We start from the raw sequence: 14,765 nt of genomic DNA, 5'->3' as shown, positions 1-14,765 counted from the left end.
TTGGGCTTTTGTTCAACCTGATTTATTAACAGCCTGTTGTTGAATCGGGGGATGCCTACCGCCCCTTGTGCCACCCCTCCCGGTCAACACCAAATATATGTATATTTCGTAAAAAAAGCCGTTGACGACTGCGCCGCCCCAAGGCCATTTTGTGGAGGCCGGTCGGGAAGCCCACAACATATAGTGGACGGCGGCAAGGGACAGACAAGCTCATCAAAGACACAATCGAGGCGTCGCGCCTCGGCCCGCGTGGCAACCGCGGGGTCAGGGCACGTTTCACCCTTGTCATCCCGCCGGCACGAGACACGGGACACGCTCAGGGGCAGCAGCGATGAAAATCGAAAGAAAATTCACCAAGGCAGGTCAGGACGCCTACGCGGATATCGACTTCGTCACGACCAAATCCGAGATCCGCAACCCGGATGGCACCACGGTCTTTGCACTCGACGCTCTCGAAGTGCCGGCAGGCTGGAGCCAGGTGGCCAGCGATGTCATCGCGCAGAAATACTTCCGCAAGGCCGGCGTCCCGACCGAACTGAAGCGCGTCCGCGAAGAAGGTGTGCCCGAGTTCCTGTGGCGGTCGGTCCCGGCCTCCAAGGACACTCCCAAGACGGGTGAAACCAGCGCGCGCCAAGTCTTTGACCGTCTGGCCGGCGCCTGGACCTATTGGGGTTGGAAAGGTGGCTATTTCACCACCGAAGAAGATGCCCGCGCCTATTTCGACGAAATGCGCGTGATGCTGGCCACCCAGATGGCCGCCCCGAACAGCCCCCAGTGGTTCAACACGGGCCTGCACTGGGCCTATGGCATCGACGGCCCCGGTCAGGGCCATTTCTATGTCGATTACAAGACCGGCAAACTGGTCAAATCGAAATCAGCCTATGAGCATCCGCAGCCTCATGCCTGCTTTATCCAGTCGGTCAGCGATGACCTTGTGAACGAAGGCGGTATCATGGATCTGTGGGTGCGCGAGGCGCGCCTGTTCAAATACGGCTCCGGCACCGGCACGAATTTCTCCTCCCTGCGTGCCGAAGGAGAGGCCCTGTCAGGTGGAGGCAAGTCCTCGGGCCTGATGGGGTTCCTGAAGATTGGTGATCGCGCCGCCGGTGCGATCAAGTCGGGCGGGACGACCCGTCGAGCAGCGAAGATGGTGATTTGCGACGCCGATCACCCGGACATCGAAGAATTCATCAACTGGAAGGTGAAGGAAGAGCAAAAGGTGGCGTCCATCGTCGCCGGCTCGAAGATGCACGAGAAGATGCTGAACGGTATCTTCGAGGCAATCCGTGTCTGGGACGGCGATGAAGCGGACGCATATGAGCCCAAGAAGAACGAGACCCTGAAGGCGGCCATCCGAGCAGCCAAGGGCGCCATGATCCCCGAGACCTATATCAAACGCGTTCTGGATTATGCTCGTCAGGGCTATGCCTCGATTGAATTCCCGACCTATGACACGGATTGGGACAGCGAAGCCTACGCGTCGGTCTCGGGCCAGAATTCCAACAACTCGATCCGCGTCACCGACGCCTTCCTGAAGGCCGTCAAGGAAGACAAGGATTGGGAATTGATCCGCCGCACCGACGGCGAAGTGGCCAAGGTGATCAAGGCGCGCGACCTTTGGGAACAGGTGGGCCACGCGGCATGGGCCTGTGCCGATCCGGGTATCCAGTTCCACGATACCGTCAACGCGTGGCACACTTGCCCCGAAGACGGCGCGATCCGCGGCTCGAACCCCTGTTCCGAGTACATGTTCCTCGACGATACGGCCTGCAACCTGGCCTCGATGAACCTGCTGACCTTCCTCAAGGACGGTCGTTTCGACGCCGAGAGCTATATCCACGCCACACGTCTGTGGACGCTGACGCTTGAGATCTCGGTGACCATGGCGCAGTTCCCGTCCAAGGAAATCGCGCAGCTCAGCTATGATTTCCGCACGCTGGGTCTTGGCTACGCCAATATCGGCGGGCTGCTGATGAACATGGGCTATGGCTATGACTCGGACGAAGGCCGCGCGCTTTGCGGTGCGCTGACCGCGATCATGACCGGTACGGCCTACGCAACCTCGGCGGAGATCGCTGGCGAACTGGGTGCCTTTGCGGGCTATGAACGTAACCGCGAGCACATGCTGCGGGTGATCCAGAACCACCGCAACGCCGCGTATGGCGCGTCGGAAGGCTATCACAAACTGGCCGTCAAGCCGGTTCCGCTGGACCTCGCGAACTGCCCGGACGAGGCGCTGGTGCATCTTTCCATGTCGGCATGGGACGAAGCCTACAGCCTTGGGGAAAAACACGGCTACCGCAATGCGCAGGTTTCGGTCATCGCGCCGACCGGCACCATCGGTCTGGTCATGGATTGCGACACCACCGGGATCGAACCGGACTTTGCCTTGGTGAAGTTCAAGAAGCTCGCAGGCGGTGGCTATTTCAAGATCATCAACCGGTCGGTGCCTGCGGCGCTGGAAAACCTCGGCTATACCTCGAGCCAGATCGAAGAGATCATCTCTTATGCGGTGGGTCATCAGACGCTGGGCAATGCGCCGGGCATCAACCATACCGCGCTGATCGGCCATGGTTTTGGTCCGGCACAGATCGAAAAGGTGGAAAGCGCGCTGGCCTCGGCCTTTGACATCCGCTTTGTCTTTAACCAGTGGACGCTGGGCGAAGAATTCTGCCGCGACGTTCTGGGCATTCCCGCCGAGAAACTGACCGATCCCAGCTTTGACCTGCTGCGCCACCTTGGCTTTACCAAGGCAGAGGTCGAGGCTGCAAATGACCATGTCTGCGGGACCATGACCCTCGAAGGTGCGCCGCACCTGAAGGAAGAACACCTCAAGGTCTTTGACTGCGCCAACCCCTGCGGCAAGAAGGGCAAGCGCTTCTTGTCGGTCCAAAGCCACATCACCATGATGGCTGCGGCGCAATCGTTCATCTCGGGCGCGATCTCGAAGACGATCAACATGCCCAACGATGCCACCATCGAAGATTGCCAGAAGGCCTATGAGCTGTCCTGGTCGCTGGGGGTAAAGGCCAACGCGCTGTATCGTGACGGTTCCAAACTGTCGCAACCGCTGGCCGCCGCACTGGTCGAAGATGACGACGAGGCCGCCGAGATCCTGGAAACCGGTACACCGCAGGAAAAAGCCGAGGTGCTGGCCGAGAAGATCGTCGAAAAGGTGGTCATCAAGGAAGTTATCCGCGCCGGACGCACCAAGATGCCGGAACGCCGCAAGGGCTATACCCAGAAGGCGATCGTCGGTGGCCACAAGGTGTACCTGCGGACCGGTGAATACGAGGATGGCGCGCTTGGCGAGATCTTCATCGACATGCACAAGGAAGGCGCTGGCTTCCGTGCGATGATGAACAACTTTGCCATCGCTGTCTCGGTCGGTCTGCAATATGGCGTGCCGCTGGAAGAGTTCGTCGATGCCTTCACCTTCACCAAGTTCGAACCGGCGGGCATGGTGCAGGGCAATGACAGCATCAAGAATGCGACCTCGATCCTCGACTATATCTTCCGCGAACTGGCCGTGTCCTATCTGGACCGCACCGACCTTGCCCATGTGAAACCCGAAGGGGCCACCTTTGACGATCTGGGCCGCGGCGAGGAAGAAGGCGTGAGCAACGTCAAGGAACTGTCGGAAACCGCCGCATCGCGCAGCCTCGAAGTGCTGAAACAGATCAGTTCGACCGGCTACCTGCGCAAGCGTCTGCCGCAGGAACTGGTGGTCTTGCAGGGCGGTCAGGCCACTGTCGCGCTGGAAGCCGGGACCGATCCGGATCAGGTGCTGCGCACGCTGGTGCCCGCAACGGCCGCCGGTCCGAAATCGGGCGGGGGCTCGGCGTCGGCCATGGCGATGACCGCGGTGACCAAGGCCAAGATGCAGGGCTACGAAGGCGAAGCCTGCGGCGAATGCGGCAACTACACGCTGGTGCGCAACGGCACCTGCATGAAGTGCAACACCTGCGGCGCGACCTCGGGTTGTAGCTGAGGACTGACGGGCCATGGCCACGTTGGAGGTGGACTGCGTGCTCGAATGGGATGGCTTGCTGAGTGATCCCATGACCCTCACCGTCAGTGTGATCCCGGGTGTCCGGGGTCACCGCGGAACCGGGTCCTTCGCGATGCCGGCGCGGTTCATCGGAACAGCCATGCGCGGCAAGGCGCCCCTGCGCGCCGTTGCCCATGACGGAAGCGGGTTTGATCTGGTGGTGGACCGCTTCGACATGATGACCGGAATGGCCCATTTCCGAACCGTCGGGGAGTTGCCCCTCGTGGATCGGAAACGGGCATAAGAGACACCCTAGGGGGGTGATGTGGGGCCAGTTGCCTTTGGCCCCGCATGGTTTGGGTGGTTAGGGAGTCCCGTCCCGCCATCCGTTCCGGGGCCGGTGCGCTGGCCCCAGACGCTGACAAGGCCGCAGGCAAAAAACTCGGGCGGTGAAATAGACGAGCCTTGTTCGCGAAACTAGAGGCGTTCCTTCCCCAAGGAACGCCTTTTTTCTATTCTAAATCAGGGATGTGTGGGTTCCCGCTCATGTAAATTTTCGATCCGCTTAGGCGGGGCGTTGCCAGTTGTGGTTGTGTTGATCCGCGGCTTGTCGCGCGTGGTCTTGGGGCGGCTTTGGTCCGCCTATGCGACAGGGCATTTCTGGCGACCCGCCGCCCGTTTTCGCCGCTGGCGTCGATGGCTCTCGCAACCCGGTCGGGGGAACGTCATGTATCCCTCACTTCCAACCACCACTCACGGAGGAAAGACTATGAAAACGACCCTGACCACCATCGCCGCGCTGACCGCTTTCAGCCTGCCTGCCTTTGCTCAGGACATGGAGGGCGCAAAGCTCGACATGGACGGAGACGGGCTGGTGTCGCTGGAAGAGGTCCAGGCCATGTACCCGGACGTTTCGCAGGACGACTTCACCGGCGCAGATGCCGATGGTGACGGCCTGCTGAGCGCAGAGGAACTGGAGGCGGCGCGGACCGCCGGTGTCATCCCGGCTGACGAAAGCTGATCCGGGAGGGGCAGCTGTGCGCCGCATCTGTTGGGGATGGATGCGGCGCGCGCAGGCCCTGACATCAAAAACGGCGGCGGGCCCAAGGGTCCGCCGCCTTTCTTTCGTTCAGCGGAATTCAATCCGGCAGTTGACCAATTCGCCAAAGATGGTGCGCTGGCAGACCCGCACGCGCTGGCCCTGCGGTTCGGGCGCGGGTGTGTTCGCGGCGGGCGGCGGATTGAAGACAGGCGCAGGCGCGTTGCGCAGCTGCTGGTCCTCCAAATCCCTCTGGCGTTCTTCTTCTGCAAAAACAAGGTATTGCGATTCGCTTTGCAGGAAGAGCGCGTCACGCTGCGCGGCATCAAGGAAGCCGGTGGGCTGAAACCCGTTGCTGCGTTGCCAGTCGCGCAGCGCGTTGCGTGTCCCGGGGCCAAAAATGCCGTCCGCTCCATTGGTGTCAAAGCCCAGCAGCGTCAGACGGTTCTGGATCTCCTTGCGGTCGTCGAACAGAAGCGCCAGCACGTCCTCGGTGCCGCGTGTGGTTGCGGGCAGGTCCCGCACGGGGGCCACGATAATCGACGAACTGGCATCCGGGGCGGTCATCTTGCGGGCTTCGGCCAGTGTCTGGTTTTCGGGGATGAATTTCCAGAAATCGCGGAAAGGCACGTCGATCCAGTCGGACGGCAACAGGGCTTTGTGAACCGCAAAAAGCGACGGGTTCCCGCCCGCAGTCCAATCCGGGCTGATCCGCATCCGAAGCGCAGCCGAGGTATCGCCCGCGCCGGTGTTCAACTCGACCTGACAGCCGATCCATGAGGGCACGCCGTCGATGATGGCCTCGACCACGTAGGTGGCTTTGCGATGGGCGGTTGCGCCCTGTTCGCGCAGCACCCGGTGGTCATAGACCGATTGCCCGGGTTCCGAGACATCGGGATCGAAGGCGGTTTTTTCCGCGATACAGGCGCGGGTGACCATCTCGTCACCAAGGCTGCTTGGCGCTTCGAATCCTTCCAGCTTCAGGCCAAGCGCGCGGGCCTGATCCACGCGGTCGACAAACAGAAGGTCGCTGTCTGTCAGCGCAAGAACCTGCGCGGCGAAATCGGCTGTCATGTCGAAATCATCCAGCCGTGCGGTCAGTTCGCTGGCTGCCTGCAAGGCCGACCCATAGACCGCGGCCACCTGTTCGGGTGTATAGCTCTGATCGTCCAAGGCGAGACTGGGGCTGCCAAAGGCCAGTTTGGCGTTCAGGTGCATCCGCTTGTTGGGCACCGTGCCTTGGCTGTGGGTCAGGCTGCTGCCACCCAAAAGGACAAGCGCGCAGGATTGGTAACATTCAGCGCCATCGTCCACCGCCGTGGGCACACCGCGTTCATTCAGGTAATCGGCGATCTTCAGAGCCTCGACAAAGCTTCCGCCGGGGCTGTTCAGGCACAAGGGCCGGTCGCCCCCGGCAAAGCTGCGCGTGTCCAGCGCGGCAATCTTGGCCAGATCGCCGGGTTCGATCGGTCCGGTCAGCGTGGCGGCGCAATCGAAATGCGTGCCCGGGGTCGAAACGATCTCACCTGCCTCGGACGCCAGCGGCGCAAGTGAGGCGCAGGCAAGAAGCGCGGGCAGGAGGGAACGGGGAAGACGAGCAGCTTTCATAGGGATCTCCGGGCCTGTCGCGTGGCAGCACCCCAAGACATAGCGCCTGTCGCAAAGGTTTTCCAAGCCGCGCCGGGGCGTCCGGGGCCGGGGTGCGGTAGCGATGCAACCCTTTTGTCGCCGGTCAGAGGGGCAGGGGCGCGGGATCTGCCCGCGCGCCCCGCCGTGAGGGCATTTAGCCTGCGAGGGCCTTGTTCAGATTCTCGTCGATCTTTTCTAGAAAGCCCATGGTCGTCAGCCATCCCTGATCCGGGCCGACCAGCAAGGCAAGATCCTTGGTCATATGGCCCGATTCCACCGTTTCCACGATCACCCGCTCCAGGGTTTCCGCAAATTCACGCAGACGCGCATTGTCATCCAGCTTGGCGCGGTGCTTCAGCCCGCCGGTCCAAGCATAGATCGACGCGATCGAGTTGGTCGAGGTCGACTCGCCCTTCTGGTGCTGGCGGTAATGGCGGGTCACGGTGCCATGGGCGGCTTCGGCCTCGACGATCTTGCCGTCTGGCGTCATCAGTTGCGACGTCATCAGACCAAGCGAGCCAAAGCCCTGTGCCACCGTGTCGGACTGAACGTCGCCGTCGTAGTTCTTGCAAGCCCAGACGAATTTGCCGTTCCACTTCATGGCGCAGGCCACCATGTCGTCGATCAGCCGGTGTTCGTACCAGATGCCCTTTTCCTTGAATTTTTCCTCGAACTCTTCCTCGAAGACCTGTTGGAACAGATCCTTGAAACGGCCGTCATAGGCCTTGAGGATCGTGTTCTTGGTCGACAGGTAGACCGGCCAGCCAAGGTTCAGTCCGTAGTTCAAAGAGGCACGGGCAAAATCGATGATCGAGGCATCGAGGTTGTACATCGCCTGATAGACACCCGCTGACGGCGCGTCATAGACCTCGCGTTCAATCACGGTGCCATCTTCGCCTTCGAATTTCATCGTCAGCTTGCCGGGGCCGGGAAAGGTGAAATCCGTGGCCTTATACTGATCGCCAAAGGCATGGCGTCCGACAACGATGGGTGATGTCCAACCGGGGACCAGGCGCGGCACGTTGCGGCAGATGATCGGCTGGCGAAAGACGACTCCGCCAAGGATGTTGCGGATGGTGCCATTGGGGCTGCGCCACATCTTTTTCAGGCCAAATTCCTCGACCCGCGCCTCGTCCGGGGTGATCGTGGCGCATTTGACGGCGACGCCGACCTCCTTGGTCTTTTCGGCGGCGTCGATCGTGATCTGGTCCTCGGTCCGGTCCCGTTCCTCGATGCCCAGATCATAATACAGCAGATCGATGTCGAGATACGGCAGGATCAGCTTTTGCTTGATGAAGTCCCACATGATGCGGGTCATTTCGTCCCCGTCCATCTCGACGATCGGGTTGTCGACCTTGATCTTCGTCATGATGCGCCCCTTCGGCCTTGTCTGACTCGGCTCCTTCATAGCGGTTTTTCGGCAGTGCGGAAATGCGGTATGCAAATGTATACGATAATAGGGGCGCTGGGACCAAGCGACGCGGAGAGAATGGATTTTAGGCATTAAAAATGGGCCGTTAATCCGCAGGTAAGGGGCGCGGCGTAGGGCTGGCTACAGGAAACATGCGGCCCAAGACCCCCATCCCCCTGTGGAGTAGACGACAATGAACACCCTGTTTTCCCAGCTTTGGCGCATGGATGGCCGGGTGATCGCGGTCGTGGTCAGCGTTTTGGTCGTGCCGCTGGCCTGGTTGGTGATCCTGTCATCGGGGCAGGTGCCGGGGATGTTGATTCATGTGTTGCCGGTGGCGGCAATACTCGCGGCCTTGTCCACACGGGGCGGGCATGTGCTGGGCGGTTACGGCATTGCAACCATGCTGATCCTGCAAGCGGTTGTGGTCACTGCGGAATTTTCCGGGCATCCATGGCAAACCGATACGCATCTGATCTTTTTCGCCGTGTTGGCGGTTGTCTCGACACTGGGGAGCGTTCCTGTCCTTGCGTGGGCCTGCGGGCTGACGGCGGTCCATCTGTTCGGGGTCGGGACGGTTTGGCCCGCGCTGGTCTGGCCCGTGGGAGAAGGCGGGTCGATCCTGCTGCGCGGGCTTTTGCATCTTGCGGTCGTGCTGTTGGAAGGCGGGGTGCTGGCCACGTCGATGATCCAACGGAAAAAGGCACGCGAACGCCTTGCCCAGACCAACGCCCGGTTGGAAACCGAACGTCGCATGGCCGCCGATGCGCAGGCCGAGGCCGAGGCGTCCAACATTGTCGCGCAAGAAGTGATCGCGCAGGTGCGGGTCGCGCTGACCCGGCTTAGCGGGCGCGACATGACCTGCCGGATCGATCAGCCATTCCCCGAGGCCTATGAGATCATGCGCGAGGATTTCAACACCACCGTCGAAACCCTGCGGGATTCCTTTCTCAGTGCGAATGCATTGGCTGGCAGTTTCACCACCGATGCGCAGGGGTTGGCGCAGGACATGATCGCGCTTTCGGGACAATCGGGCAATCAGGTCGACCGTCTGGCCGAGATGACAACGGCCGCAACCCAGTTGCTTCAGGCCTTTGAGGCGACCGTACAAGAGGCGAAACAGGCGGCCTCTGCGGCGGGACAAGCACGCGCAAGCGCCGAACGCATCGGGACCGTCACGACACAGGCCATCACCGCGATGCGCGGGATCGAGGACAGCTCACGCGAGATTTCGCAGATCGTGGATCTGATTGATGATGTGGCCTTTCAGACCAACCTGCTGGCCCTGAATGCGGGGGTCGAGGCCGCGCGGGCCGGTCCCTCGGGCAAGGGGTTCGCCGTAGTGGCGGCAGAGGTGCGCCACCTTGCCCAAAGCACGTCCGAAGCCGCGGCGGGCATCCGGTCGCTTATCACCCGAAGCTCTGAACAGGTCACCACCGGCGCTGAACTGGTGGACGCAGTGGGCAACAGCCTTGACGAGATCATGGAGCGCATCGCCCGAACCAGCGAGATGACCGACGCCATTGCGACCCGCAACGCAGATCAGGCCGGGGCGATGACCGGGTTGCACAACCAGATTCAACAGGCAGATGGCGAAACCCGCCGCGTGTCTGAACGGTCGCGACAACTGGCTTCGACCTCTCGCCGGATGACCATCGCCTCCAAGAAACTATCCTGCGATATCGAGGCCTTTACATTCACCGAAGAGGACCTGATGCGCGGCATGGCAGAGGTTTGACCGATCCGGCTACGGTGCCATGCGGGACTCGGCCCGGCGCATGGCCTGCATCAACAGCAAACCGGCGATGGCAAAGACCAATACGCCGATGGCCAAGGGCAGTGCGGTGCCATCGAACATCAGCCCAACGGGCACGGCCAGCACCACGGCGGCCACGGTCGAGATGAAGCCAATGACAGAGGCCGCCATGCCCGCGATATGGCCTACCGGTTCCATCGCCATGGCGTTGAGATTGCCAATGGTCATGCCCGCCTGAAAGAAGGCGCCGAACTGCCAAATGAAAAAGATCACGAACAACGCGTCGCCGCTGACACCGGCCAGTTGCACCAACAAGAGCCCGCCGCTGAGGACGATCTGAACCGCCAGCATGATCGACACCAGCCTGCGCATGCCAATGCGCACCACCAGCATGGCATTCAGAACGCTGCCCGAGGCGGACAGGATCGCGACGACACCAAACCACAGGGGAAAGGAGTCGCCCTTGTCGAAGCTGATTTCATAGATCTGCTGCACGCTGGAAATCGTTGCGAACAACATGCCGAAGACACAGCTCTGAACCGCGATCGACAGGCGAACCACGGGGTATGACATGGTTTCCTTCGTCGCCTGCCAGAGGTCGGCTGTCCGGAACGGAAGACGCGCCCCGCGTGGCAGGGTTTCCGGCAGGCGAACGCTCAACCAAAGGCTGAGCACGCCGGCAAAGAAGACAAAGGCCCAAAAGATCGAATGCCATCCCGCGAAGGAAACCATCGCCGCGCCGATGGTCGGCGCGATGGCAGGGGCCAGCGTAAAGACCATCATGACAAAAGACATGATCTGCGCCATTTGCCGCCCGGCGAACAAGTCCCGGATAATCGCCATGGACACAACGCGAGGACCGGCGGCGCCAAGGCCCTGCAACAGGCGCGCAAACAACAACATGCCAAGGCTTTCGGCCTGCGCGGCCAGTGCGGCGGCGGCGATATACAGTGCAGTCCCGGCCAGAACCACCGGTTTCCGGCCAAAGAAATCGGACAGGGGGCCGGTGAACAGCGTGCCGATGCCCATGCCCAAAACAAAGATCGTCACCACCAGTTGCACGCGGTTCGGCGCGTCGGGGCTCATCTCGGCCGCCATGGCGGGCAGGGCGGGTAACATGGCGTCGATGGAAAAGGCGATGATCGCCGCCAGCATCGCCATGAGGGCGATCAATTCCACCCGACCGGGCATTTCCGCCGTGGGCGCGCTGTGAACCGGGGTTTCCTGGGGCGCCTGCATCGGGGGACCTCGCGTAATGTCAAAGCCCGGCCTTAACACGCGTTTTAGGCGAGGAACAGATCAGCTTTTGCCTTCCGGCGGGTCATCTTCATTGGCCGGGGGTACGGTCTTGTCCTCGTGGCCCAGCCGCGCGATCAACCATTCGGTATGCTCTTCACGCTTGCGCATGGCAAAGACGCCGAATTGTTGGACGGCCACCGCAAAAATGCCCAGTCCCAGCAGGATGAAAACCGTGGTGCCAATGCGGCCAATCGCCGTCTGCGGCACCAGTTCGCCATAGCCCACGGTCGACAGGGTCACGACTGTGAAGAAATAGGAATCGAGCCAGGACCAGCCTTCAACGTGGCGAAAGAAGACGGTCCCGCCAAAGATGATCAGGACCAGCGTCAATAGCAGCGTGAGAAGGCGCAGCCGGGTCATGCCTCGGGGTCGGCCCCGGTGCGCAGTTCCTCGATCACCCGGCTCCACAATTCGGGCGGCTGCGCCCCGGGAACCGCATGTTTGCCCGCCACGATGAATGTGGGGACAGAGTTCACGCCCATGCCACGCGCCGCGGCGTCGCGTTCGACGATCTCGCGCCGGTCCTCTTGCGAGGCCAGCAGACGCAGGACAAGGCTGGCATCCAGACCGCAACCGTCGGCGACGTCGGCCAGAACCTCGGCATCGCCAATGTCACGGCCTTCGATGAAATAGGCCCGGAACAGGCTGGATACGATGGGCGTCTGCCGCCCTTCGATCCCGGCCCAGTGGATCAAACGATGGGCGTCGATGGTGTTGGGGGTCTTGGTGATCTTGTCGAGATTCATCGACAAACCCGCCTTTTTGGCGTGTTCCTCGACCGGCAGATAGGCGCGGACCGCGCCGTCCTTGCCGCCGAACTTGGTTTCAAGGTATTCGCGCCGATCCATGCCAGCGGCGGGCATGTCCGGGTTCAGCATGAACGGCAGCCAGCGGATCTGGAACGGATGGTCCGGGTTCGCCTCCAGCGCGCGGTCAAGATAGGCCTTGCCGATATAGCACCAAGGGCAGATCGGATCGGAAAAGATGTCGAGTTGGATCATGGAGTTCTCCCTTGCGCCCTGAATACACCGGTTGGCGGGCAGAGGTGAAATGTCTTGGCAAATCTGCCCCGGTCAGTCGATCACGTGATCCTTCAGGCGGTTGCGTTGCAGTTTGCCGTTCGGATTGCGTGGCAGGCTGTCCACGCGAATGAAGGTTCTGGGACATTTATAACGCGCGAGGCGGTCCGCGGCGGCGGCTTTCAGCGCGTTTTCGTCCTGTTCGTCTTCGGCGGTATAAAAGGCGGCGATGATGCGCACGTCTTCTTTCACGGCAATATCGGTCACGGCCAGTTCGGTGACGCCGGGCAGACCGGCCAGCGCGGCCTCGACCTCGAGCGGGGAAACCCGGTAGCCACCGGCATTCATCATGTCGTCGCCGCGGCCAAGGTAGGTGACATGACCTTCGGCATCCATCGCGCCCTGATCGCCGGTCAGATACCAGTCGCCGTTGAATTTCCCGGCGGTTGCTTCGGGCGCGCCGACGTATCGCAGCATCAGGCCCGGGTCGTGCCGGTTCAGCGCGATGACACCTTCCTGTCCGGTGGGCACCGGGATGCCATCCGGCCCAAGGATGGCCACGCGGCGCCCGGCCTGAGGCCGGCCGAGCGTGCCCGGTTTCGCCGGTCGTTCGGGCGCCGAGGAAATGAAGGTGGAACATTCGGACATGCCGAAGGCTTCGTAGATCTCGGTGCCGACGCTGTCGCGCCAGCGGGCGCGCAGTGCCTCGGACAGCTTTTCGCCCGCCGCAAGGGCGTGACGCAGGGCGGGCATCTGGGGGACCGGGTATTTCAGCACTTGGCGGAAAACCCCGGGCGCGGCGGCAAAGATCGTCGCCTCGAACCGTTTCATCAACAAGGCAAACTGTGCCGGATCGGTCCCGGCGGCCGGGATCAGGGCCGTAGCGCCGCGTGTCCATGGGTCCATCAGGCCTGTGCCCAGCGTATAGGTCCAGTTAAAGGCACCCGCGTGCAACAGGCGATCATCGGCGGTCAGGCCATACCAGCCGTCCATCATCATCTGCCGCGCCCAGATAGCGCGATGCGCGTGTCCCACGGCGCGCGGCGTGCCAGAGGTGCCGGAGGTATAGATGATATAGGCAAGCCTGTCCGGGTCCCCCATTTCATAGTCCGCAGGCGGCAGATCGTGCCACGCCTCATAGGTTTCGGGGCCGTACACCGGCAGATCGGTGTCCGGGCAAGCGACCTTTTCCGCACGAAGGATGGCCTTTGGCGCAAGATGCGCGATGATCCCGGCCACTTCCGGCGCGGTCAACTGTGACGAGGTCGGCACCGGGATCACCCCGGCAGCAATCGCCCCAAGATAGGCGATCGGAAAGTCGACGGTATTTCCCAGCCGCATCAGCAGGATGTCACCGGGAACCATGCCCGCCTCGCGCAGGCCGGTTGCCGTGCCGCGCACCGCCGCGATCAGCCGCCCATAGGACCAGCGCTGTGCGCCGGATGGGCGCACCACCGACAGGGCGATCTTGTCCGGGGCCGCCTCTCCGGCGCGCAGAACATGGGCCGCGAGGTTGAAAGGCGCGGGGCAGGGCGCAAAGGGCCCTTCGTCGAAAAGCGAGACGGTCGAATTCATGCAAGTCAGCTAGACCGCGCGGCCCAAAGCTGCAAGGGGGACGCTTGCAAGGTCGCCCCCTGCGGCCTATAGCCAATCCCCATGTCCAAAGACCCGAAATCCCTGATCCGCATCGCCCGCGAAGGTGGCGAAACCCCGCATGCCGAACCGCTTGACCTTGGTCAGCGGGTGCGTGAGCTGCGCAAGGAACGCAACTGGACGCTGGAACAGGCCGCGCGGCAGGCGGGTCTGGCCCGGTCAACGCTGTCCAAGATCGAAAACGGGCAGATGTCGCCCACCTATGACGCGCTCAAGAAACTGGCCGTCGGGTTGGAGATCTCTGTGCCGCAGCTGTTCACGCCGCCGCAGCAGGAAAAGGTCAACGGACGCATGGCGGTGACCCGCGCCGGGGACGGACAAAGCCACGCAACGGCGACCTATGAGCACGAGTTGCTGGCCGAAAGCCTGACACGCAAGAAAATGCTGCCGTATCGCGCGCGTGTCCGTGCGCGCAGCATGGAAGAGTTCGACGGCTGGGTGCGCCACGACGGCGAGGAATTCCTCTTTGTCCTGACGGGTGTCGTCACGCTGTACACCGAGTTTTACGAACCTATCGAAATGAAGCGCGGCGACAGCGCCTATTACGACGCCACCATGGGGCACAACGTGATTTCCGTGTCCCCCGAGGATGCGACGATCCTCTGGGTGACGTCGTTGGCCTGATCCCGGGCCACTGGCCTATTGGCTGGACAGTTCCGACGCCCGCCGGGCCAGATCTTCGAGGTGCAGAAAATCCTGCAAGGCATCGCGGGCCTCGTTCGGCGTCAGTTCATGCATGTCGGCGATATGCTGGGTCAGGACCCGGCAGTCGCGCGGCGCCTCGGACAGGCTGCTGCGGTCAATCGCCGGGAAACGGCGCTTGAGTTTGCCGAACATGTTGTCCCAGTTGGCTGAAAGCTCGTGCCAGTCCATCTTGGTCACCCCTTCGTTTTTGCCAAGTATGCAATGTATCTTTTCCGTTACATTTCGGAAGAGGGCAGGCTGCCGCAGCCCATACGACTTTGGTC

General features: G+C 61.9%; 12 protein-coding genes. 5 read left to right on the top strand and 7 right to left on the bottom strand.

Annotated elements, in window-relative coordinates:
* The first annotated feature begins 331 nt into the window (after window positions 1-331).
* The 3 genes from KJP30_RS03810 to KJP30_RS03800 all read left to right on the top strand — a co-directional run bounded on the left by KJP30_RS03810 (window position 332) and on the right by KJP30_RS03800 (window position 5,012).
* Window positions 332-3,991, top strand: a complete 3,660-nt coding sequence (locus KJP30_RS03810; protein WP_218447668.1) for a vitamin B12-dependent ribonucleotide reductase — start codon at window positions 332-334, stop codon at window positions 3,989-3,991.
* A gap of 13 nt (window positions 3,992-4,004) precedes the next feature.
* On the top strand, window positions 4,005-4,295 hold the full coding sequence (locus tag KJP30_RS03805; RefSeq protein ID WP_218447667.1) for a hypothetical protein: 291 nt from the start codon (window positions 4,005-4,007) through the stop codon (window positions 4,293-4,295).
* Window positions 4,296-4,760: 465 nt separating this feature from the next.
* Window positions 4,761-5,012 (top strand): EF-hand domain-containing protein, encoded by a 252-nt coding sequence (locus tag KJP30_RS03800; RefSeq protein WP_218447666.1) that lies wholly within the window; start codon window positions 4,761-4,763, stop codon window positions 5,010-5,012.
* 108 nt (window positions 5,013-5,120) lie between these two features.
* Here the strand turns inward: KJP30_RS03800 and KJP30_RS03795 are convergent, their stop codons facing one another.
* On the bottom strand, window positions 5,121-6,638 hold the full coding sequence (locus KJP30_RS03795; RefSeq protein ID WP_218447665.1) for a peptidoglycan-binding protein: 1,518 nt from the start codon (window positions 6,636-6,638) through the stop codon (window positions 5,121-5,123).
* Window positions 6,639-6,813: 175 nt separating this feature from the next.
* Window positions 6,814-8,028 carry an NADP-dependent isocitrate dehydrogenase gene (locus tag KJP30_RS03790; RefSeq protein WP_218447664.1) on the bottom strand — a complete coding sequence of 405 codons (1,215 nt, stop codon included), beginning with the start codon at window positions 8,026-8,028 and terminating at the stop codon, window positions 6,814-6,816.
* 235 nt (window positions 8,029-8,263) lie between these two features.
* Here KJP30_RS03790 and KJP30_RS03785 point away from each other — a divergent pair, with 235 nt between their 5' ends.
* Window positions 8,264-9,808 carry a methyl-accepting chemotaxis protein gene (locus KJP30_RS03785; protein ID WP_246594339.1) on the top strand — a complete coding sequence of 515 codons (1,545 nt, stop codon included), beginning with the start codon at window positions 8,264-8,266 and terminating at the stop codon, window positions 9,806-9,808.
* A gap of 9 nt (window positions 9,809-9,817) precedes the next feature.
* Here the strand turns inward: KJP30_RS03785 and KJP30_RS03780 are convergent, their stop codons facing one another.
* From KJP30_RS03780 to KJP30_RS03765, 4 genes are all read right to left on the bottom strand, one after another.
* The gene (locus KJP30_RS03780) at window positions 9,818-11,065 is read right to left on the bottom strand and encodes a multidrug effflux MFS transporter (RefSeq protein ID WP_246594338.1); all 1,248 of its coding nucleotides are present in this window, start codon (window positions 11,063-11,065) and stop codon (window positions 9,818-9,820) included.
* 60 nt (window positions 11,066-11,125) lie between these two features.
* Complete coding sequence (locus tag KJP30_RS03775; RefSeq protein ID WP_218447663.1) at window positions 11,126-11,485, bottom strand: potassium channel family protein; 360 nt, start codon at window positions 11,483-11,485, stop codon at window positions 11,126-11,128.
* Window positions 11,482-12,126 (bottom strand): DsbA family oxidoreductase, encoded by a 645-nt coding sequence (locus tag KJP30_RS03770; RefSeq protein WP_218447662.1) that lies wholly within the window; start codon window positions 12,124-12,126, stop codon window positions 11,482-11,484. The genes KJP30_RS03775 and KJP30_RS03770 overlap by 4 nt, the downstream gene beginning before the upstream one ends.
* A 72-nt stretch (window positions 12,127-12,198) precedes the next feature.
* Window positions 12,199-13,719 (bottom strand): class I adenylate-forming enzyme family protein, encoded by a 1,521-nt coding sequence (locus tag KJP30_RS03765; protein ID WP_218447661.1) that lies wholly within the window; start codon window positions 13,717-13,719, stop codon window positions 12,199-12,201.
* A gap of 81 nt (window positions 13,720-13,800) precedes the next feature.
* Between KJP30_RS03765 and KJP30_RS03760 the strand changes: the two genes are divergently transcribed.
* Complete coding sequence (locus tag KJP30_RS03760) at window positions 13,801-14,421, top strand: helix-turn-helix domain-containing protein (RefSeq protein WP_218447660.1); 621 nt, start codon at window positions 13,801-13,803, stop codon at window positions 14,419-14,421.
* A 15-nt stretch (window positions 14,422-14,436) separates the two neighbouring features.
* Here KJP30_RS03760 and KJP30_RS03755 read toward each other — a convergent pair whose 3' ends face one another.
* Window positions 14,437-14,679: a hypothetical protein gene (locus tag KJP30_RS03755; protein WP_218447659.1), complete on the bottom strand. Its 243-nt coding sequence runs from the start codon at window positions 14,677-14,679 to the stop codon at window positions 14,437-14,439.
* Between the last annotated feature and the right edge of the window lie 86 nt (window positions 14,680-14,765).

Source organism: Antarctobacter sediminis (assembly GCF_019218285.1).
In the GTDB taxonomy this organism is placed as follows: domain Bacteria; phylum Pseudomonadota; class Alphaproteobacteria; order Rhodobacterales; family Rhodobacteraceae; genus Antarctobacter; species Antarctobacter sediminis.
Note: the sequence above shows the minus strand (reverse complement) of the source record. Positions and strands in the feature narration are given on the sequence as shown.

Coding starts and splice junctions, on each gene's coding strand:
- KJP30_RS03810 (WP_218447668.1), top strand. CDS start 332: ATGAAAATCGAAAGAAAATTCACCAAGGCAGGTCAGGACGCCTACGCG.
- KJP30_RS03805 (WP_218447667.1), top strand. CDS start 4,005: ATGGCCACGTTGGAGGTGGACTGCGTGCTCGAATGGGATGGCTTGCTG.
- KJP30_RS03800 (WP_218447666.1), top strand. CDS start 4,761: ATGAAAACGACCCTGACCACCATCGCCGCGCTGACCGCTTTCAGCCTG.
- KJP30_RS03795 (WP_218447665.1), bottom strand. CDS start 6,638: ATGAAAGCTGCTCGTCTTCCCCGTTCCCTCCTGCCCGCGCTTCTTGCC.
- KJP30_RS03790 (WP_218447664.1), bottom strand. CDS start 8,028: ATGACGAAGATCAAGGTCGACAACCCGATCGTCGAGATGGACGGGGAC.
- KJP30_RS03785 (WP_246594339.1), top strand. CDS start 8,264: ATGAACACCCTGTTTTCCCAGCTTTGGCGCATGGATGGCCGGGTGATC.
- KJP30_RS03780 (WP_246594338.1), bottom strand. CDS start 11,065: ATGCAGGCGCCCCAGGAAACCCCGGTTCACAGCGCGCCCACGGCGGAA.
- KJP30_RS03775 (WP_218447663.1), bottom strand. CDS start 11,485: ATGACCCGGCTGCGCCTTCTCACGCTGCTATTGACGCTGGTCCTGATC.
- KJP30_RS03770 (WP_218447662.1), bottom strand. CDS start 12,126: ATGATCCAACTCGACATCTTTTCCGATCCGATCTGCCCTTGGTGCTAT.
- KJP30_RS03765 (WP_218447661.1), bottom strand. CDS start 13,719: ATGAATTCGACCGTCTCGCTTTTCGACGAAGGGCCCTTTGCGCCCTGC.
- KJP30_RS03760 (WP_218447660.1), top strand. CDS start 13,801: ATGTCCAAAGACCCGAAATCCCTGATCCGCATCGCCCGCGAAGGTGGC.